The sequence below is a fragment of the Holtiella tumoricola genome, from assembly GCF_027857615.1.
GTDB lineage: Bacteria > Bacillota > Clostridia > Lachnospirales > Cellulosilyticaceae > Holtiella > Holtiella tumoricola.
The window spans coordinates 73460-92920 of record NZ_JAQIFT010000057.1 but is presented as its reverse complement, the minus strand read 5'-3'; the positions used below and the strand labels follow the sequence as shown (position 1 = coordinate 92920).

The following is a 19461-nucleotide window of genomic DNA, read 5'->3' as shown; positions in this document are numbered from 1 at the left end:
TAAGACTATTTTTGTATAATTATCAAGAGTAATGGATAAACCTTAGAGAAGGATTAAAATCAATGATTATAATAGCTTATGGAGGAGAGGATTAATAATGGAAAATAACCAGTATTCATCAATAAGACAATCATCAAGTTACAATTATATTAATAAAGCATATTTATGGATGTTTGTAGGGCTACTATGTACAGCGCTTACATCATATGTAATGATTGCAACAGATTTAATATGGGTAGTTTATAGCTTTTCATGGTTACCTTTTGCAATGATTATAGCAAAAATTGCCCTTGTAATTTTCTTAAGTAGTAGAATTTATAAGATGCAAACATCAACTGCACGTATGGTATTTATAGGATATTCAATCTTAACAGGAATAACTTTTTCAGTAATCTTTTTTATGTTTGATATCACATCTGTTTTTATAGCATTTGCTTTTGCAGCTATATTATTTGCCTGTTTATCAATTATTGGATTTACTACGGAGAAAGATTTCTCTTCTATAGGAAATTTATGCTTTATGGGCTTGTTTATTCTTTTAGGAATAGGTGTAGTGGGATTTTTTATTAATTTATCTGGATATGATTTATTAATAGGTCTATTTGGTGTGATTGTATTTTTAGGACTTACTATTTATGATACTCAAAAGATGAAAAATACATTTGGAGCAGTAGAACAACAATCAGAAATGATGGAGAAGGTTGCGATATATTTTGCTCTTGAATTATACTTGGATTTTATTAACATATTTATTTATCTTGTAAGAATGATGGGGAAAAGAAATTAATCATGTATAAAATTCCTTTACATTGGAAATAATGATAATGTTTAAATCTATGTTAAAGGAGTTTTAAAGATGGCTAAAAACAAAAATAACAAAGATAAAGTAAGTACAAAGGCTAAAAAAGCAAATAAAAATACTAACTTAGAAGTAGCTGAAGAAATTCAACCTAAGAAGAAATAATATAGGCTGTTGTAAAGTGATTAATCGCTTTACAACAGTCATTTTTTTATAATTAAGTTTGAAGGGGTGAATAAATATTTGATTTATCAGAAAAGTTATCCTATAATAGGAAAGAATATAGGATGAAGGGAGATTAAGATGTCAACACAAAAGGTTTTTGATCCACAAGATATAGAGAGTAATAAGGGGATGGCTGCACTATCATATGTGGGGATTTTATTCATAGTACCCCTATTAGCTGCAAAAGAATCTGAATATGCAAAGTTCCATGCTAATCAAGGCCTAGTATTTTTTATCGCATCTATTATTGTATCTATTGCAAGCGGTATACTTAGTATTATCCCATTTATTGGGGGGATTTTCTCATTTTCAGCCTGGGTACTGGTTTTAGCAGGATTTATAATGGGCTTAGTGAATGCACTTCAAGGCCAGGCAAAAGAACTACCTATAATAGGTCAGTTTGAGATTATTAAATAAAGAAGATAAAGTATTAAAGAGGAGAGGGATATGAACGCTCCTCTTTTGTATTTATTTAGACATTTTTTTTAGAATATGATAAGCTATTGTTATGAGATTTAAGATTTTAATAGGAGATTAGACAATGAAGATATTATTCGTGACAACAGACTGGATGAAGTATTATGTAGGAGAAGGGGATGAAGAGAAAGCGGTTCCTCTTTGTGGTTATAATTTTCAGAATGTAAATGGGTATTACTATGGTTATGGGGAAGGACTTGAAACGATTCAATTAGAAAAAATTCAGGGAATAAATAAAGATAATATTGAAGTTGTAGATGACAAAGTACAAAATGTACTTGTTGTATGGTTAGCTCCAAATCGTAATGGGGAGACATGTGTTATTGGATGGTATAAAGATGCTACAGTACATGGACACGCTCTTACAGAACTTACATTAGATAGTGAACGTTTTGAAAGAACATATAGTATAGTTGCACCAAATCAAGGGGTACTCTTATTGCCAGTAGAAGAAAGAAGTTATGTAGTAGAAGGATTAGAAGCACCAATTGCATATCATATGGATGAAGCTAAACGTGCAGAGCTTTTAAGCTATATTCATAATTATGCTGGAGATCATATGAATTTAGTACTTACAGAAAAAGAGTTAAATGGTGTTCTTTCTATTAATATGGACTATGAACGCTACTTCCATAAGGCAGATGAATTTTTAGCAAAAGATGCTTATGCAAAAGCGATTCGCTGTTTTAATAAGGCTATCCAAGAAGAACCAGAAGAAACTTTGGGATATGAATGTAAAGCAAGTATTTTACTAAGTCTCAAAATGTATGATGAAGCTTTAGAACTGTATAAAAAGGTAATTGTACTAGATGAAAGTAATGATTTAGCACATTATTGTATGGGGCTTATAAATGGGTTAAAACAAAATTATGAGGAAGCACTTCCTTATCTTGATTACTACTTAGAACGTAGACCAAAAGATTATCATGTAGCAGCAGAGCGTGCCTATGTGTATTTTATACAAGGGAATCAAGCAAAAGCAGAAGAGGCAATTACAGATGCGTATAAAAAAGAAAAAGAAAATCCAGTAGTAGCACAAATTTATAAACGTATTACACAAAAATAGTAATTAATATGAAGCGTAGTTTGGAATGGAAAAATTCCTCACTACGCTTCTTTTTTAAAATTATTTTTTGAATTATGTAAAGTTGTTAGTGAGAAAAGAAAGGACTAGGGGGAGTGGTGGTACATTAAATAGGAAAGAATAAAGAAAAAATCAGAAGAATAGACATAGATATGAAATTAATAGTGCTAATCTAAGTCATATTACAAATAAAATATAAATATTTTGGAAATTAATTATGTAAATTAATTAAATGGATAAGAAAATATACTCAATAGATTGAGCTTTGTAATATCTAACTAAAATAAGCAAAAATAAAAATTATATACAAGTAAAATATTGACACTATTAAAGACAATTGATACAATACTTATAATTAAATTGTCAGATAAATGCAACCAAAGACTTTTGTCTCGTCCTTTGTAGGATGAGATTTTTGTTTATTATTTCAAAATGAGGAGGTTCGAAAATGAAATTATCAGATGTATTAGTAAGATGTTTAGTTGAAGAGAATGTTGATACCGTATTCGGGTATCCTGGTGCAGCCGTCTTATCTCTGTATGAATCATTACGAGCTTCCAGTATACACCATGTATTGGTGCGTCAAGAACAAGCAGCGGTTCACTCGGCAAGTGGGTATGCAAGGACAACTGGTAAAGTAGGTGTTTGCATGGCTACATCAGGTCCAGGTGCAACCAACCTTGTAACAGGTATTGCGACAGCTTATATGGATTCTATTCCAATGGTTATCTTTACAGGTCAAGTAAAGTCAACACTTATTGGTAGAGATGTATTCCAAGAGGTAGATATTACAGGGTGTACGGAACCGTTTATTAAACATAGTTATCTGCTACAAAATCCTAAAGACTTCCCTCGTATTGTAAAGGAAGCGTTTTATATAGCAAGAACAGGAAGGCCCGGTCCTGTTCTTATTGATATACCAATGGATTTTCAAGATTATCAAATAGACTTTAATTATCCTAAAAAGGTAGAAATTAGAGGATACAAACCTACAGTAAAAGGCCATGTAGGACAGATAAAAAGAGCTATTAAGCTTTTGCAGCATAGTAAGAAGCCACTTATATGCGTAGGAGGTGGTGTCATCCTTGCTCATGCAAAAGACGAGATACGAGAATTGGTAAGAAAGTCAAATATACCAGTTGTACATACATTAATGGGAACGGGCGCATTAGATACAAATTCAGAGTTTAATCTTGGAATGATAGGAAGTCATGGATATGCCCATGCCAATTGGGCACTTAAAAATGCAGATACTATACTTTTCGTAGGGGCACGTATTGCAGATCGTGCAGTAGCAAATGTAGGGATTTTAGATGATAATGCAAGTATTATTCATATAGATGTAGATCCAGCAGAAATAGGCAAAATTACAGCTGCCAATATTCCTGTTGTAGGAGATGCAAAAGAAATACTTAACGTAATGAATGAAATGGTAACACCCCTAGATACGGTTAATTGGACAAAGACAATTTTAGATAGGAAGCAGTTAAAAGAAGAAATAGATCATGAAACTTTTATCAACCCTAAAAAGGTAATAAAGATATTATCTAATTTATTAGATGATGATGCCATTATTACGGCAGATGTAGGCCAGAATCAATTTTGGACTATGCGTAATATGGAAATGAAGGGCAATAGGCAAATGATTTGCTCTGGTGGATTTGGTACTATGGGATATTCTTTGCCAGCATGTATTGGAGCTTGTATAGGCAATAAACATAAGAAAGTAGTAAGTGTTTTTGGAGATGGTAGTTTCCAAATGAGTTTCTTTGAACTGGGTACACTTATACAAGAGCAAGTAAGTCCTATTATGATTTTATTTAACAATAGTGGTCTTGGGATGGTAAGAGAGATTCAAAGAAGAACAGAGCTTAAAGAATACGGTGTAGGACTTCCAAAAAATCCAGATTTTGCAGCTATTGTAAGAGCTTATGGGATTAAGGCTGTAACAATCTCTGACCCAAAGCAGGTAGAAGAGGCTTTAAAAGAAGCAGTGAATAGTAATGAACCTTATTTCTTTGAATTCATTGTAAATGATAAAGAAAGCACACTGTAGAGGAGGAGATGAAATGGAAAAACATGTTATATCTATACTTGTTGAGAACCATTCAGGGGTACTTAGTCGCATATCAGGGCTATTTAGTAGACGAGGATATAATATTGATAGTTTATCGGTAGGTGAAACAGAAAATCCTTCAATCTCTCGTATGACTATTGTTACTAAAGCTGATAGGCAAATGCAAGAACAAATTAAAAAGCAACTTAACAAATTAGTAGAAGTCATCAAAATTGTAGAGTTAAAAGAGCAAGATGCTGTTTATCGTGAGTTAGCACTTATTAAGGTATGTGCGAATCAAAGTAATCGAGCTGAAATTATAGAAATTGCTAATATTTTTAGAGCGCATATTGTAGATGTCTCAAAAGAGGTACTTATATTAGAAGCAACTGGAGATCAAAGTAAGATTCAAGCTTTGACAGAGATGCTTCAACCTTATGGGATTAGGGAAGTTATACGTACGGGTTTAACGGCACTACAACGTGGAGAAAAAGAATTGAAAAACTAAGACTTCCTAGAAGAAGCCTTATTAAAATAAACATATATTAGGGAGGATTTATTATGGCAAAGTTATATTATCAAAAGGATTGTGATTTAAATTTATTAAAAGGTAAAAAGGTAGCAATTATTGGTTATGGGAGTCAAGGGCATGCACATGCACTTAACTTACATGAATCTGGAGTAGATGTTATTGTTGGTCTTTATGAAGGTAGCCCATCTTGGACTAAAGCTGAAAAAGCTGGTCTGACAGTTATGACAGCTGCTGATGCCGCGCAAGCTGCTGATTTTATTATGATTTTAATTAATGATGAAAAACAAGCAAAACTCTATATAGATAGTATTAAAGAAGGCCTTACAGAAGGTAAGACACTTGCATTCGCTCATGGTTTCAATATTCACTATGGTCAAATTGTACCACCAAGTAATGTAAACGTTGTAATGATTGCACCAAAAGGACCAGGGCATACAGTAAGAAGCCAATATCAAGAAGGTCGTGGTGTTCCATGTCTTATCGCTGTATATCAAGATGCTACAGGAAGTGCAAAAGATATGGCACTTGCTTATGCAGAAGGTATTGGTGGTGCACGTGCTGGTATTTTGGAAACAACATTCAAAGAAGAAACAGAAACAGACCTTTTTGGTGAGCAAGCAGTACTTTGTGGTGGTGTAACCGCTCTTATGAAAGCTGGTTTTGAAACATTAGTCGAAGCTGGATATCAACCAGAAAGTGCATATTTTGAATGTGTACATGAAATGAAATTAATCGTAGACCTTATTAATCAAGGTGGATTTGAATATATGAGATACTCTATCTCTGATACAGCAGAATACGGAGACTATACAGTAGGTCCACGTATCATTACAGAAGAAACTAAAAAAGAAATGAAAAAAGTACTTACAGAAATTCAAGATGGTACATTCGCTAAAAACTGGATTTTAGAAAATCAAGCAAATCGTCCTTACTTCCGTTCAATTCGTCGTATTGAAGCAGAGCACCAAGTAGAAACAGTAGGTAAAGAACTTAGAAAAATGATGAGCTGGATTAAAGAAGACGATAAATAAAAACTATAGCCACAAATAGAAGTATAAATAAAATAAGAAAAAAGGAGGGCTTTTATATGGCAAACACTATCAAAATTTTTGACACCACACTTAGAGACGGCGAACAATCACCAGGGTGTAGTATGAACCTAAGCGAGAAACTGGAGATGGCTTTGCAACTAGAACGCCTAGGTGTAGATATTATTGAAGCAGGTTTTGCTATTGCATCACCTGGTGATTTTCAATCTGTAAACCAAATTGCAAAGGCTGTTAAAAATACAAGAGTAGCGAGTCTTGCAAGAGCCCTCACAAAAGATATTGATGCAGCTGCTGAAGCGGTTAAAGAGGCAGCATATCCAAGAATACATACATTTATTGCAACCTCTGATATTCATATGCAGTATAAGTTGCAAAAAACGCCTGAACAAGTACTTGAAACAGCAGTAGAGATGGTGAAATATGCAAAGAAATACTGTGGAGATATAGAATTTTCTGCAGAAGATGCATCTAGAAGTAATCCAGTATTTTTATATCAAATTATCGAGGCTGTTATACAAGCAGGAGCAACCGTTGTTAATGTTCCTGATACAGTAGGGTACACAAGTCCAGAGGAATTTTTCACTTTAATCAAGGGAATTCGTGAAAATGTCCCAAGTATTGATAAAGTGGATATTTCAGTACATTGTCATAATGACTTAGGCTTAGCGGTAGCAAACTCTCTAGCGGCGATTAAAGCAGGTGCAACTCAAATTGAATGTACTATTAATGGTATTGGAGAGCGTGCGGGAAATGCTGCATTAGAAGAAATTGTTATGAATCTTGGTGTTAGAAGAGATCTTTATAATTTAGGTACTAATATTAATACAAAAGAAATTTATAGAACAAGTAAATTATTGAGTAGTATTACAGGTGTAAAGGTACAACCTAATAAAGCAATTGTAGGAGAAAATGCTTTTGCACATGAATCAGGTATACATCAACATGGTGTACTTGCTAATAAAGAAACTTACGAAATTATGACACCAGAGTCTATAGGGCTTACAGAGAATAAGATGGTACTTGGTAAGCATTCAGGACGTCACGCTTTTGTGGATCGTATAAAAACAATGGGATATACATTAGAAGAAGATGCACTTAATAAAGCTTTTGAACAGTTCAAAGTTTTAGCAGATAAGAAGAAAGTTGTAACCAATAAAGACGTAGAAGCTTTAGTGCGTCGTAAAACTATTGTTATTCCACAAACTTATAACCTAGATCGTTTCGTTGTAAATTCAGGAAATACAATTACAGCTACCTCATCTGTACGTTTATATTGTAAAACGGGTGCTATTTTAGAAGATGTAATGTCTTCATATGATGGACCAATTGATGCCTCATTTAAAGCGATAGATAAGATGGTAGGTAAGAAGTTTACATTAGAAGACTTTGTTATTAATTCAGTAACAGGTGGTGCAGATGCACAGGGCGAGGTAACTCTTAAAATCAAATGTAAGAGTAAAACATATAATGGACATGGCGTAAGTATGGATATTGTAGAAGCAAGTATTTTAGCTTATATATCAGCCATTAATAGTATGCTTTATGATTTAGAAAGTATGAAATAAAGAGGTAAACTCCAAAGTGCAGGGACTACTATGATAGGCCCTGCACTTTAAACCATTATGAGATAGTGGAAAATATATCCATTGTAATAAACATAGAGAAGTAAGAACGGTGTAAGGGATTATATCGGCAGAAATTATTAAAAAGGAGGAAATCGTATGGGAATGACCATGACACAAAAAATTTTAGCAGCACATGCAGGACTTAGCCAAGTAGTAGCAGGACAATTAATAGAGGCTGATCTTGACCTCGTTCTTGGTAATGATATTACAACGCCTGTAGCAATCAATGAGTTTGAAAAAATAGGCATAGAACAGATTTTTGATAAAGCAAAAGTAGCTATTGTACCAGATCATTTTACACCCAATAAAGATATAAAAGCTGCAGAGCAATGCAAATGTGTAAGACAATTCGCTTATGCTAAAGGCGTAGAAAATTATTTTGAAGTTGGAGAAATGGGGATTGAGCATGCACTGCTTCCAGAAAAGGGGCTCGTAGTAGCAGGAGATGTGGTTATTGGGGCAGATTCTCATACATGTACTTATGGTGCATTAGGCGCTTTTTCAACAGGGATTGGAAGTACAGATATGGCAGCAGGTATGGCAACAGGTAAAGCATGGTTTAAAGTACCATCAGCGATTAAGTTTGTGTTATCAGGTGAGCCTACAAAGTTTGTATCAGGCAAAGATATTATTCTACATATTATAGGAATGATTGGTGTAGATGGAGCACTGTATAAATCTATGGAATTTGTAGGGGAAGGGCTTAAATACTTATCTATGGACTCTAGACTTGCTATGGCAAATATGGCTATAGAAGCAGGAGCAAAAAATGGAATCTTTGAAGTCGATGAAATCACACTTGACTATATCAAAGAAAGATCTAAGAAACCATATACAGTATATAAAGCGGATGAAGATGCCCACTATGATCAAGTGATAGAAATTGACCTTAGTAACATTAGACCAACTATAGCTTTTCCTCATTTACCTGAGAACACAAAAACAATAGATGAAGTAGGCAATATTGCTATTGATCAAGTTGTCATAGGGTCATGCACTAATGGGCGTATGGAAGACCTTCGTATGGCAAGAGAGGTTATGAAAGGGAAAAAAGTGGCACGCGGTGTACGTGCAATTATTATTCCGGGGACACAGAATATTTACTTGCAAGCTATTAAAGAAGGTATTATTGAAGATTTAGTTACAGCAGGTTGTGTAGTGAGTACACCAACTTGTGGTCCATGCTTAGGTGGTCATATGGGGATATTAGCTAAAGGTGAAAGATGTGTGGCTACAACCAATCGTAACTTTGTAGGACGTATGGGACATGTAGAATCTGAGATTTATTTAGCAAGCCCAGCAGTAGCAGCTGCATCTGCTATTAGTGGTAAGATTGCAAATCCAGAAGAGGTAAAGGGGGAATAGTAATGAAAGCAGTAGGTACAGTATTTAGATATGGAGACAATATTGATACAGATGTTATTATTCCTGCAAGATACTTAAATACTTCTAATCCACAGGAGCTTGCACAGTATTGTATGGAAGACATAGATTTAACATTTAGTAAAAAAGTTAAGGATGGAGATATTATTGTTGCAGACAAAAACTTTGGATGTGGTTCTTCTCGTGAGCATGCACCCATTGCAATTAAAGCTTCAGGTATCTCTTGTGTTATAGCTAAAACTTTTGCTCGTATTTTTTATAGAAATGCTATTAATATTGGATTACCTATTTTAGAGTGTCCTGAAGCTGTTAAAGGTATTAGTGAGGGTGATCAGGTAGAAGTAGATTTTAATACAGGTGAGATTCATAATATGACAACAGGTATAACTTATAAGGCACAACCTTTCCCTGAGTTTATGCAACGTATTATTGCAGCTAATGGGCTTGTAAACTATGTAAAGGAAAGTAGAAATTAGGGGGTAGGTTATGACATATCAAATCGTTACATTACCTGGAGATGGTATTGGGCCAGAAATTGTAGGTGAAGCAGTAAAAGTATTAGAAAAAATAGCTATTAAATATAACCATCAATTTAAATTCAATGAACAACTTATTGGTGGAATAGGAATAGATGAGGCAGGTGCTTCTCTTCCAGAAGCTACTATAGAGGCCTGTTTAAAAAGTGATGCTATACTTTTAGGGGCAGTAGGTGGACCAAAATGGGATACAACATCTAATGGAGATAGGCCGGAAAAAGGTCTTCTTAAAATTCGCGAAACATTAAAGTTATTTGCTAATTTAAGACCAGCTATTTTATATAAGCAATTGAAATGCGCAAGCCCTTTAAAAGAAGAAGTAATAGGGGATAACTTAGATATTTTGATTGTAAGAGAATTGACTAGTGGAATTTATTTTGGCAAGCATGAACGTGTAGTTATGGAAAATAAGAAAGCAACGTATGCAGAGGATATCGAGTACTACAATGTAGAAGAAATTGAGCGTATTTTAAAAGTCGGTTTTGATGCCGCTATGAAACGTGGTAAAAAGGCTGTAATCGTAGATAAAGCTAATGTACTTGCTACATCCAAACTCTGGAGAGAAGTTAGTGAAGAAGTAGCAAAGGAGTTTCCAGAAGTAGAGTATAGTTTTATGTATGTAGATAATGCAGCAATGCAACTTGTAGTGAATCCAATGCAGTTTGATGTTATTATTACAAACAATATGTTTGGTGATATTTTATCTGATGAAGCAAGTATGCTAACAGGTTCTATTGGAATGTTAGCTTCAGCAAGTCTTGGAGAAGGAAGTCTGGGGCTTTATGAGCCAAGTCATGGTAGTGCGCCAGATATAGCAGGACAGAATAAAGCAAATCCTATAGCCACCATTTTATCTGCGGCGATGATGCTCCGTTATTCATTAGGACTTAATGCGGAGGCGTATGCTATAGAACGAGCAGTAGAATGTGTCCTAGATCAAGGTTATAGAACAAGTGATATTATGAATGAAGGTATGAAATTAGTTGGAACAAGAGAAATGGGCGAATTAATTTGTAATGCTATTTAGTTGAACTAATTAATTATAGAAAATCAGCATAAGGAGGAATGAAACATGAGTAGAATAATATATTTAGATGGAAAATATGTACCAGAGGAAGAAGCTACCGTATCAGTATTTGATCATGGCGTACTTTATGGAGATGGTGTATTTGAAGGTATTCGTGCTTATAATGGACGTATATTTAGATGTGAGGAACATATTGATAGACTTTATAATGCAGCAAAAGCAATTATGTTAGAAATTCCTTTGACTAAGAAAGAGATGACAGAAGTTTTACTTGAAACATGTAGAAAAAATGATTTAAAGGATGGTTATGTTCGACTTGTTGTAACAAGAGGAAAAGGTGATCTTGGACTTAATCCCAAAAGTTGTAAGGTAGCAACTGTATTTTGTATTGCAGGTTCTATTACGCTTTATCCGGATGAAATGTATACAAAAGGTATGCCAATTATTACAGCTGTTCAAAGAAGAAATAAGGCTACCATTGTAGACCCACAAGTAAAATCTTTAAATTATCTTAATAATATTTTAGCTAAAATTGAAGCTAATCGTGCAGGTGTACCAGAAGCACTTATGCTCAATCATGATGGAATTGTAGCAGAATGTACAGGAGATAACATCTTCATTGTAAAAGATAATGTAATTTATACACCTCCGATTCATGTAGGTATCTTAGATGGTATTACAAGAAGCACAGTTATAGAATTAGCAAGAAAGATGGGTTATATAGTAGAGGAGAAAGAATTTACTTTATTCAATGTATATAGTGCAGATGAGTGTTTCTTAACAGGAACAGCAGCAGAAGCTATTCCTGTAACAAGTGTTGATGAGCGTATTATTGGTGATGGTGTAGCAGGAAAGGTTACAACTGAAATCCTTGCAGCATTTAAAGCTTATGCAAATGAGAATGGAACAGAAATTTTCTAATATTAATAAAGAATTTAAAGGGGTATAGCGTAAAATTGCTATACCCCACCTTGGCATAATCTAATTAGCAGGATTAAAACTTATAAAATAGAGGGAGGCTTATAGATGAGAAGCGATGTAGTTAAAAAAGGTATAGACCGTGCACCACACCGTTCATTATTTAAAGGAATGGGATATATAGAGGAAGAGCTTAATCAACCTTTGATAGGGGTTGTTACAGCTAAAAGTGAAATCGTCCCAGGGCATATGCATCTTGACCGTATAACAGAAGCTGTTAAAGCAGGTATTCGTATGGCAGGGGGAACACCAATAGAGATTCCTGCTATTGGTGTATGTGATGGTATTGCTATGGGCCATGAAGGGATGAAATATTCATTAGTAACACGTGAACTAATCGCAGATTCTATTGAGTGTATGACAATGGCACATGGATTTGATGGGCTTGTACTTGTACCTAACTGTGACAAGATTGTACCAGGGATGTTAATGGGAGCAGCAAGAATGAATCTTCCAACAGCAGTAGTAAGCGGAGGGCCTATGCTTGCAGGAACAGTAGGAGGTAAAAAAGTAAGTTTATCTCTTATTTTTGAGGCAGTCGGTGCATATAATTCAGGTAAAATTACAGAAGAAGAGCTTTGTGAGTTTGAAGAACATACTTGTCCAGGATGTGGATCTTGTTCAGGGATGTTTACTGCTAATAGTATGAACTGTATGACAGAGGTGCTAGGGATTGCTCTTCCAGGGAACGGCAGTATTCCAGCAGTTTATGCAGAACGTATTCGTTTAGCTAAAAAAACAGGGATAGCTATTATGAAAATGGTAGAAAAAGATATTAAGATTTGTGATATCTTAACAGAGAAAGCTTTTGAGAATGCATTAACAGCTGATATGGCACTTGGATGTAGTACAAATACGATGCTCCATCTTCCAGCTATTGCTCATGAGGCAGGGGTTGAAATTAACTTAGATATGGCGAATGACATTAGCAGTCGTACACCTAACCTTTGTAAGTTAGCGCCAGCTGGTCCAAATCATATGGAAGATCTTTATGGTGCGGGTGGCGTTGCTGCTGTTATGAAAGAACTTACTAAAAAAAGGCTTTTAAATGAGGAACTTATTACTGTTACAGGAGAGAGTGTAGCAACTAATCTTGAAAAAGTAGTAAATAAAAATCCAGAAGTTATTCGTCCAAGTGAAAATCCATATAGTGAAACAGGAGGTATTGCTGTACTACGTGGTAATTTAGCGCCAGATTCTTGTGTTGTTAAACGTTCAGCTGTGGCTCATGAAATGCTTAAACATACAGGACCTGCAAAAGTATTCAATAGTGAAGAGGAAGCCAAAGAAGGTATAACAAGTGGGCAAATTAAAAAAGGCGATGTAGTTGTTATTCGTTATGAAGGACCAAAAGGTGGACCGGGTATGAGGGAAATGCTATCTCCTACTGCTGTACTTGCTGGTATGGGGCTTGATAAAGATGTAGCACTTATTACAGATGGACGTTTCTCAGGAGCGACAAGAGGTGCTTGCATTGGGCATGTTTCGCCGGAAGCGGCTGAAGGTGGAGTAATTGGTCTTGTTGAGAATGGTGACTTAATCAGTATTGATATGGAAGCTTGTACATTAGACTTATTGGTAGATGAAAAAACACTGACAAAAAGACGTGATGCATGGGTAAAACCAGAACCAAAAGTAAAACATGGTTATTTGGCACGTTATGCAAAGCAAGTAACATCTGCAAGTACAGGAGCAATCTTTAAGGGGTAAGAGAGTAGATAAATCAAGAGGAGGGGAAATATGGAGCTTAATGGTTCACAAATATTAATGGAATGTTTGTTAGAGCAAGGCGTAGACACTGTGTTTGGTTATCCAGGAGGGTCTGTACTCAACATTTATGATGAATTATATAAATATAGAGAGAAAATCCATCACATTTTAACTGCACATGAGCAAGGGGCAGCTCATGCTGCAGATGGATACGCAAGAGCAACAGGAAAAGTAGGGGTTTGTTTAGCTACATCAGGGCCAGGGGCTACAAATTTAGTAACAGGAATAGCAACAGCATATATGGATTCAGTGCCTATGGTTGCAATTACAGGGAATGTAGGTAGACCACTTCTTGGAAAAGATAGTTTTCAAGAAGTGGACATCACAGGTGTAACTATGCCAATTACAAAACATAATTATATTGTAAAAGATATATGTAAGTTGGCGGATACCATAAGAGAAGCATTTTACATTGCTCAGTCAGGTAGACCGGGTCCCGTACTTATTGATATTCCAAAAGATATTACGGCAATAACTTGTGAGTATATGCCATCTATGCCTAAAAAGGTTTTTAGACAAGTATGTAGTATTCGACAAAAAGACTTAGATGAAGCAGTTAAACTAATAAGAGACAGTAGCAAACCTATGATTTACTGTGGAGGCGGTATTATTCGTAGTTCTGCTCATAAAGAATTATTAGAGTTTGCAGAAAGGATTCAAGCACCTGTAGCAACTTCTTTGATGGGTATAGGTGGTTTCCCAGAAACCCATAGATTATCTACTGGACTTATTGGTATGCATGGTAGTAAAGCTTCCAATATGGCAACTACTGAATGTGATGTACTTATTGCAGTGGGAGCTAGATTTAGTGATAGGGTAACAAGTAGTGTGAATACATTTGCTTCAAATGCAAAGATTATTCATATTGATGTAGATCCTGCAGAAATTAGTAAAAATGTTAAATGTTATACATCAATCATTGGAGATGCGAAAGAAATTCTCACTAATCTTAATGAAATGATTGTACAACAAGACCACACAGAGTGGTTAGAAAATGTTAGAGGGTGGAAAGAAGAGTTCCGTTTTGATTATCAACGAGATGATAAATTAAGACCTGAGTTTGTTATAGAGGACATTTATGAACAAACAAATGGTGAGGCAATTATTACAACAGAAGTAGGTCAGCATCAAATGTGGGCTGCACAGTTTTATAAGTATACAATGCCTAGAACATATATTTCCTCTGGTGGACTAGGTACAATGGGATATGGTACAGGAGCAAGCATTGGAGCTCAAATGGGGATGCCTACCAAGCAAGTTGTGCATATTGCTGGAGATGGCTCTTTTAGAATGAATTGTAATGAGCTGGCAACTATTTCGTATTATAATATCCCTGTTATTATTGTAGTACTTAATAATAGTGTTTTAGGTATGGTAAGACAGTGGCAAACCATGTTCTATGAAGGAAGATATTCAGAGACAACTTTAGATAGAGGCCCTGATTTTGTAAAATTAGCAGAAGCTTATTATATGAAGGGGTATGATGTATTTACACAAGAGGAGTTCCAGCAAGCATTTAAAGAAGCCTTAGAGAGCAAAAAGCCTGTTGTAATTAATTGTCATGTGGGTGAGGATGAAAAAGTATTACCTATGGTAGCACCGGGTGCACCTATTAATGATTTAATATTAGAGTAAAAGTATGGGGTTGCATAAATTTTGCAATCCCATACTTTTATATTTAGGATTTCTGGGAAGAATAATTAGCGAGTGTAAATTAAGTAATGTAAAAATAAATTGAATAAGATAAAGAGCGTTAATATTTTGCTTAAGTGTTAGAATATACATTAAAATATATACAACATTGAAAAACCTAGATAAATTTGGTACAATACTTTATATATAACTGTAATAGGAAGATAGTAATAAGAAGAGTATGAAAGCTTTAAGAAAAATTATAAAGATGCTGGTCTGGAGGTGCTTCGAATGAGAAGATGTAAGGAACAATTTTATGGATGCCTAATAGGTGGTGCAATTGGGGATGCATTTGGTGCACCTGTTAAAAATATGAAGTATGAGCAGATTCAGAAGATGTATGGTGAACAAGGCATTACTGATTTAATTGCTACAATGGAAGGACCAAAAGCAACAATTACAGATGACACACAACTAACCCTATTTACAGCAGAAGGTTTACTGAGAAGTATTGTTAGAGCCAATCAAAAAGGTATTTTTAGAACACCTAAAGATACAGCTATGATTACGTTTAGAGCATATTTAAGATGGCTTTATACCCAAGGACTTTCAACCCCCAATTGGAATTCTAAATCATATGATGGATGGCTTGTTAAATGTAAGAAGCTTTATGGTTACAAAGAGCCAGGTATCACTTGTATTACGTCTTTAGGAAAAGGTGTAATGGGAACCTTAGAAAGACCACTTAATGATAGCAAACGATGTGGGACAGTTATAAAGATAGCTCCTGTAGGCCTTATAGAGGTAGAAGAAGATGTTTTTGAAGTAGCAAGTCGAATAGGTGTTATTACTCATGGACATCCTCAAGCTTACTTATCTGCAGGAATACTAGCTACATGGATTTTTTATTTAATAGAAGGATATAGTTTAGAAGAGAGTTTAGAACAAGCCATAGCAAAACTTAAAATGTATGAAGGACATGAAGAGTGTCTTGAAATGATTAATAAAGCGATAGAGCTTACCAAAGATAGTGAGCCAAATGCAGATAAATTATTAAACTTTGGAGATGGCTTTATGGCAGATGATGCATTAGCGATGGCTGTATACTGTACACTAAGCTATCCTAATGATTTTGAATCAGCTGTAAAACTTGCTATTAATCAAAGTGGTAATAGTAATAGTGTAGCAGCTATTACAGGGCAAGTACTAGGAACTTATTTAGGGATAGATGCTATTCCTAATAAGCTTGTTGAAAGTTTAGAAATACGCAAGGAACTTGAACAAATATCAGAAGATATTTATGTACGCTATGAAGAAACGGAAGAATGGCAAAAAAGATATCCTGGATGGTAGTCAAGATACGTAATAAAAAGACCTGCATGTATTATAGGTGCAGGTCTTTTTATTACGAATGTTCTAAGATCATTTCCTTTAGATTAAGGGCACGATCCTTTAGTTTTCCGTTGCTATTATACAGAACATCGCTTAAGTAGGTTTTTGCATTAGTGTAATCGCCTAATGTATAGGAAATAGCCGAAATAATGTAAGAAGTTGTTAATGCATCAAGATTAAAAAGTGGAAAATTTTCTGTTTCTAGAGCTTGTTTTAGGCCATTTACAGCCTTGTTCAAGTATATTTTTTCTTGATTAAGTGCATTTAAATCTCGGTATAACCAAGCAATATGTAGGCAGATATAGGCTTGCTCACCAATTTTTCCTTTTTTAATAATACTAGAAACAAGAGCAAGTTGATGTTTTATAATTGCATCATTAATAGAAGTATATGTATCAAAGTTACGTTTTTTATATTTAGGTGTTACTTGTTCTTTTATCCATTTTATTTGTGTAGGTAATAATGTAGAAAAATTTTTAGACAAGCTACAGTATCCACAATTAGGGCAAAGTATTGCATCATATAAAATAGGATTGATAACAGCGTAACGTGCATAAAGATCTATATCAGATGAAAGCGCTTGGTTTTTACCAGTGCGGATTGCTTTGGACGTAAACTTGTTATAACACACTGGACATTCATAAGTCTTATCGTAGAGAATATCCGAAGGTGTGAGTGTTGTAGACATAGTGCACCTTCTTTGCTAGTAAATATTAGTATATTTTAATGTAATTATACATTAAAATTAATCTTTTGTAACTATTGCAATTTATATAGAAAGAGTAGGGGATAAAGTGAAAAAGTTATTAAGTTGGGTGATAATGATAGGACTTATGAGCTTTATATTTGTAGGATGTAACAAGATAGACTTAGAGATTGGACATGGGGAGAATCAATTTGATTCCCAGGTGTTACCACAAAATGAGCCACAATCAGATTTTCACGTTTCGGATGCAAAGATAGTGGAAGAGATAAAAGAAAAGCAAGTCTTAGACTATATGAATCAAATGAGTATAGAGGAAAAGATTGGCCAGCTATTTTTTGTGACGGTACAACAAGTAGCAGTAAATAATAAATATGGAAAGGATATAGGTGGTGTTATACTTTTTAAAGATGATATTACAACCATAGAAGAAACAAGTAAGCTTGTACAAGGATTACAGGAGCAGGCAACTACGTCCTTATGGATAGGAATTGATGAAGAAGGTGGGAGAGTAAGCAGAGTAGGAAATAATGAAGCTATAGTGAATGCACCATTCAAAAGTGCTGAAGCTATTGGCGAAACTGGAGATACGCAAGTGGCATATGAGGAAGCAAAACGTATGGGGAAAGCACTACATTCTATAGGTGTTAATATGAATTTTGCTCCAGATGCTGATATTTATAACAACCCTGAAAATATAGTGATTGGAGATAGAAGCTTTGGAAAGACAGCAGAAGAAGTGATACCTATGGTTATAGAGTTTAGTAAAGGGCTAAAGGAGGAAGAGATAATACCTGTTATAAAACATTTCCCGGGACACGGTAATACAGTAGAAGATTCACATGTTGGTTTAGCTTACATTGATAAAACAATCAAAGAATTAGAAGATGAAGAAATGAAGCCATTTTTAGAAGCTACAAAGAATGGAGTAGATGTGGTAATGGTAGGACATTTGATTGTAGAGGAAATGGATACACTTCCAGCTACACTTTCACCGAGATGGGGAAAATATATAGAACAAAACTTTGATAAAGAGCATACTATATTTATTACCGACGCTATGAATATGGGCGCTATTATAGAAGATAGAGGATCAGGGCAAGCTGCACTTATGAGTTTTATAAGTGGGATAGATATGATTCTGATGCCAGAACAATTAGATGAGGCTATGGAAGCATTAAAAGAAGCTTATGAAAAGGGAAAACTAAGTGAAGAGAGAATAAATAAATCAGTTTATAAAATTTTGTTGAAAAAAGTAGAACAAAAAATACTTGTACTTGAATAATATAGTATTAAGAAGAACAAAAAATTTCTAAATAAAGTGGAACCTTTTTTAGAAGACCGCATATATTATTACTATACAGTGTAAAATGGTATAGTATCCCCTTTGAACAAATTCCTTATTCTACAATAATGAGTCTAGCCTTTACAAAACCAGCTTTAAACAAAAGAAGGCCCTACCATTAAGATGCCGCTTAAAGGTAGAAGTCACGAACAGACATTTATATCCTATGATATATCTGCTAAAAGCTGGACTCATTTAATTATATAAATTATAAATATGACATATATAATACATTCTATGTATATGCTTAATGATATAAAATTAGACTATATTTTTATAACCTAAAATGTAAAAGGTGTTTCCGACAGGAAACACCTTTTTTGATTAAAAATCTTTATTTGCTGTCCGCATAATTTTCTTTAAATGTTTACTGATAAAGAGAGCTCCCCATCCTACGAAGTATCCTGCAACAATACTACTCACAAGAAGAATTGGTGCATAGAAGAAAATACCAGGTGTATTTGTAATTATTACAGCAATAACAAGTTGACCAATAATATGTAGGATAGAGCCCACAACACTAATGACCCAGATACTTATATATTTGCTACAATATTTATAAAGTAAGATCATACCTATATTGCTAAGTAGGCCTCCAGCAAGACTAAAGAAAATTGTAGAGACTTTCCCTGTAATCATTGTTCCTAAAAAGATGCGTAATAAAAGTACAGTTAAGGCTTCTTTTGGTCCGTAGAGAATTAATACAGCAAGGGAAACCATATTAGCCAGGCCAAGTTTTAGACCAGGGATAGGCGCAATAGGTGGAATTTGTAATTCAATAATAAAGATAACAAGTGCAATGGCACATAATAAGCTTAAATAGACTAACTTTTGAACTTTATTCATAG

General features: G+C 34.6%; 17 protein-coding genes. 15 read left to right on the top strand and 2 right to left on the bottom strand.

The window, feature by feature from the left end:
• Nucleotides 1-97: 97 nt before the first annotated feature.
• The 14 genes from PBV87_RS15725 (at nt 98) to PBV87_RS15660 (ending at nt 16526) form a co-directional block, all read left to right on the top strand.
• The gene (locus tag PBV87_RS15725; RefSeq protein WP_271012888.1) at nt 98-787 is read left to right on the top strand and encodes a Bax inhibitor-1/YccA family protein; all 690 of its coding nucleotides are present in this window, start codon (nt 98-100) and stop codon (nt 785-787) included.
• A gap of 315 nt (nt 788-1102) precedes the next feature.
• On the top strand, nt 1103-1441 hold the full coding sequence (locus PBV87_RS15720; protein WP_053984693.1) for a DUF4870 domain-containing protein: 339 nt from the start codon (nt 1103-1105) through the stop codon (nt 1439-1441).
• Between the two features lie 124 nt (nt 1442-1565).
• Complete coding sequence (locus PBV87_RS15715; protein ID WP_271012887.1) at nt 1566-2567, top strand: tetratricopeptide repeat protein; 1002 nt, start codon at nt 1566-1568, stop codon at nt 2565-2567.
• A 466-nt stretch (nt 2568-3033) separates the two neighbouring features.
• Nucleotides 3034-4641 (top strand): biosynthetic-type acetolactate synthase large subunit, encoded by a 1608-nt coding sequence (ilvB, locus tag PBV87_RS15710; protein ID WP_271012886.1) that lies wholly within the window; start codon nt 3034-3036, stop codon nt 4639-4641.
• A 13-nt stretch (nt 4642-4654) separates the two neighbouring features.
• Nucleotides 4655-5149 carry an acetolactate synthase small subunit gene (ilvN, locus tag PBV87_RS15705; RefSeq protein WP_053984690.1) on the top strand — a complete coding sequence of 165 codons (495 nt, stop codon included), beginning with the start codon at nt 4655-4657 and terminating at the stop codon, nt 5147-5149.
• Between the two features lie 53 nt (nt 5150-5202).
• On the top strand, nt 5203-6204 hold the full coding sequence (ilvC, locus tag PBV87_RS15700) for a ketol-acid reductoisomerase (protein WP_053984689.1): 1002 nt from the start codon (nt 5203-5205) through the stop codon (nt 6202-6204).
• A 56-nt stretch (nt 6205-6260) separates the two neighbouring features.
• Nucleotides 6261-7787: a 2-isopropylmalate synthase gene (locus tag PBV87_RS15695; RefSeq protein ID WP_053984688.1), complete on the top strand. Its 1527-nt coding sequence runs from the start codon at nt 6261-6263 to the stop codon at nt 7785-7787.
• 156 nt (nt 7788-7943) lie between these two features.
• Entirely contained in the window at nt 7944-9212 is a 1269-nt protein-coding gene (gene leuC / locus PBV87_RS15690) for a 3-isopropylmalate dehydratase large subunit (RefSeq protein WP_271012885.1), read from the top strand.
• A gap of 2 nt (nt 9213-9214) precedes the next feature.
• Entirely contained in the window at nt 9215-9706 is a 492-nt protein-coding gene (gene leuD, locus PBV87_RS15685; RefSeq protein WP_271012884.1) for a 3-isopropylmalate dehydratase small subunit, read from the top strand.
• 10 nt (nt 9707-9716) lie between these two features.
• On the top strand, nt 9717-10793 hold the full coding sequence (gene leuB, locus PBV87_RS15680) for a 3-isopropylmalate dehydrogenase (RefSeq protein WP_271012883.1): 1077 nt from the start codon (nt 9717-9719) through the stop codon (nt 10791-10793).
• 45 nt (nt 10794-10838) lie between these two features.
• On the top strand, nt 10839-11714 hold the full coding sequence (ilvE, locus tag PBV87_RS15675) for a branched-chain-amino-acid transaminase (RefSeq protein WP_271012882.1): 876 nt from the start codon (nt 10839-10841) through the stop codon (nt 11712-11714).
• Nucleotides 11715-11819: 105 nt separating this feature from the next.
• Nucleotides 11820-13481, top strand: coding sequence for a dihydroxy-acid dehydratase (gene ilvD, locus PBV87_RS15670; RefSeq protein WP_271012881.1), 1662 nt, complete (start codon nt 11820-11822; stop codon nt 13479-13481).
• Nucleotides 13482-13511: 30 nt separating this feature from the next.
• A complete protein-coding gene (gene ilvB, locus PBV87_RS15665) occupies nt 13512-15176 on the top strand; it encodes a biosynthetic-type acetolactate synthase large subunit (RefSeq protein ID WP_271012880.1) in 1665 nt (554 codons plus the stop codon).
• Between the two features lie 288 nt (nt 15177-15464).
• On the top strand, nt 15465-16526 hold the full coding sequence (locus PBV87_RS15660; protein WP_053984681.1) for an ADP-ribosylglycohydrolase family protein: 1062 nt from the start codon (nt 15465-15467) through the stop codon (nt 16524-16526).
• Nucleotides 16527-16578: 52 nt separating this feature from the next.
• Here PBV87_RS15660 and PBV87_RS15655 read toward each other — a convergent pair whose 3' ends face one another.
• Nucleotides 16579-17253 (bottom strand): DUF2225 domain-containing protein, encoded by a 675-nt coding sequence (locus tag PBV87_RS15655; RefSeq protein ID WP_271012879.1) that lies wholly within the window; start codon nt 17251-17253, stop codon nt 16579-16581.
• 106 nt (nt 17254-17359) lie between these two features.
• Between PBV87_RS15655 and PBV87_RS15650 the strand changes: the two genes are divergently transcribed.
• A complete protein-coding gene (locus tag PBV87_RS15650; RefSeq protein ID WP_271012878.1) occupies nt 17360-18553 on the top strand; it encodes a glycoside hydrolase family 3 protein in 1194 nt (397 codons plus the stop codon).
• 384 nt (nt 18554-18937) lie between these two features.
• Here PBV87_RS15650 and PBV87_RS15645 read toward each other — a convergent pair whose 3' ends face one another.
• Nucleotides 18938-19459, bottom strand: a complete 522-nt coding sequence (locus PBV87_RS15645; RefSeq protein ID WP_053984678.1) for a Gx transporter family protein — start codon at nt 19457-19459, stop codon at nt 18938-18940.
• Nucleotides 19460-19461: the final 2 nt, after the last annotated feature.

Coding starts and splice junctions, on each gene's coding strand:
- ilvB (WP_271012886.1), top strand. CDS start 3,034: ATGAAATTATCAGATGTATTAGTAAGATGTTTAGTTGAAGAGAATGTT.
- leuC (WP_271012885.1), top strand. CDS start 7,944: ATGGGAATGACCATGACACAAAAAATTTTAGCAGCACATGCAGGACTT.
- PBV87_RS15660 (WP_053984681.1), top strand. CDS start 15,465: ATGAGAAGATGTAAGGAACAATTTTATGGATGCCTAATAGGTGGTGCA.
- PBV87_RS15715 (WP_271012887.1), top strand. CDS start 1,566: ATGAAGATATTATTCGTGACAACAGACTGGATGAAGTATTATGTAGGA.
- ilvB (WP_271012880.1), top strand. CDS start 13,512: ATGGAGCTTAATGGTTCACAAATATTAATGGAATGTTTGTTAGAGCAA.
- ilvC (WP_053984689.1), top strand. CDS start 5,203: ATGGCAAAGTTATATTATCAAAAGGATTGTGATTTAAATTTATTAAAA.
- PBV87_RS15655 (WP_271012879.1), bottom strand. CDS start 17,253: ATGTCTACAACACTCACACCTTCGGATATTCTCTACGATAAGACTTAT.
- PBV87_RS15720 (WP_053984693.1), top strand. CDS start 1,103: ATGTCAACACAAAAGGTTTTTGATCCACAAGATATAGAGAGTAATAAG.
- PBV87_RS15645 (WP_053984678.1), bottom strand. CDS start 19,459: ATGAATAAAGTTCAAAAGTTAGTCTATTTAAGCTTATTATGTGCCATT.
- ilvD (WP_271012881.1), top strand. CDS start 11,820: ATGAGAAGCGATGTAGTTAAAAAAGGTATAGACCGTGCACCACACCGT.
- PBV87_RS15725 (WP_271012888.1), top strand. CDS start 98: ATGGAAAATAACCAGTATTCATCAATAAGACAATCATCAAGTTACAAT.
- leuD (WP_271012884.1), top strand. CDS start 9,215: ATGAAAGCAGTAGGTACAGTATTTAGATATGGAGACAATATTGATACA.
- leuB (WP_271012883.1), top strand. CDS start 9,717: ATGACATATCAAATCGTTACATTACCTGGAGATGGTATTGGGCCAGAA.
- ilvN (WP_053984690.1), top strand. CDS start 4,655: ATGGAAAAACATGTTATATCTATACTTGTTGAGAACCATTCAGGGGTA.
- PBV87_RS15695 (WP_053984688.1), top strand. CDS start 6,261: ATGGCAAACACTATCAAAATTTTTGACACCACACTTAGAGACGGCGAA.
- ilvE (WP_271012882.1), top strand. CDS start 10,839: ATGAGTAGAATAATATATTTAGATGGAAAATATGTACCAGAGGAAGAA.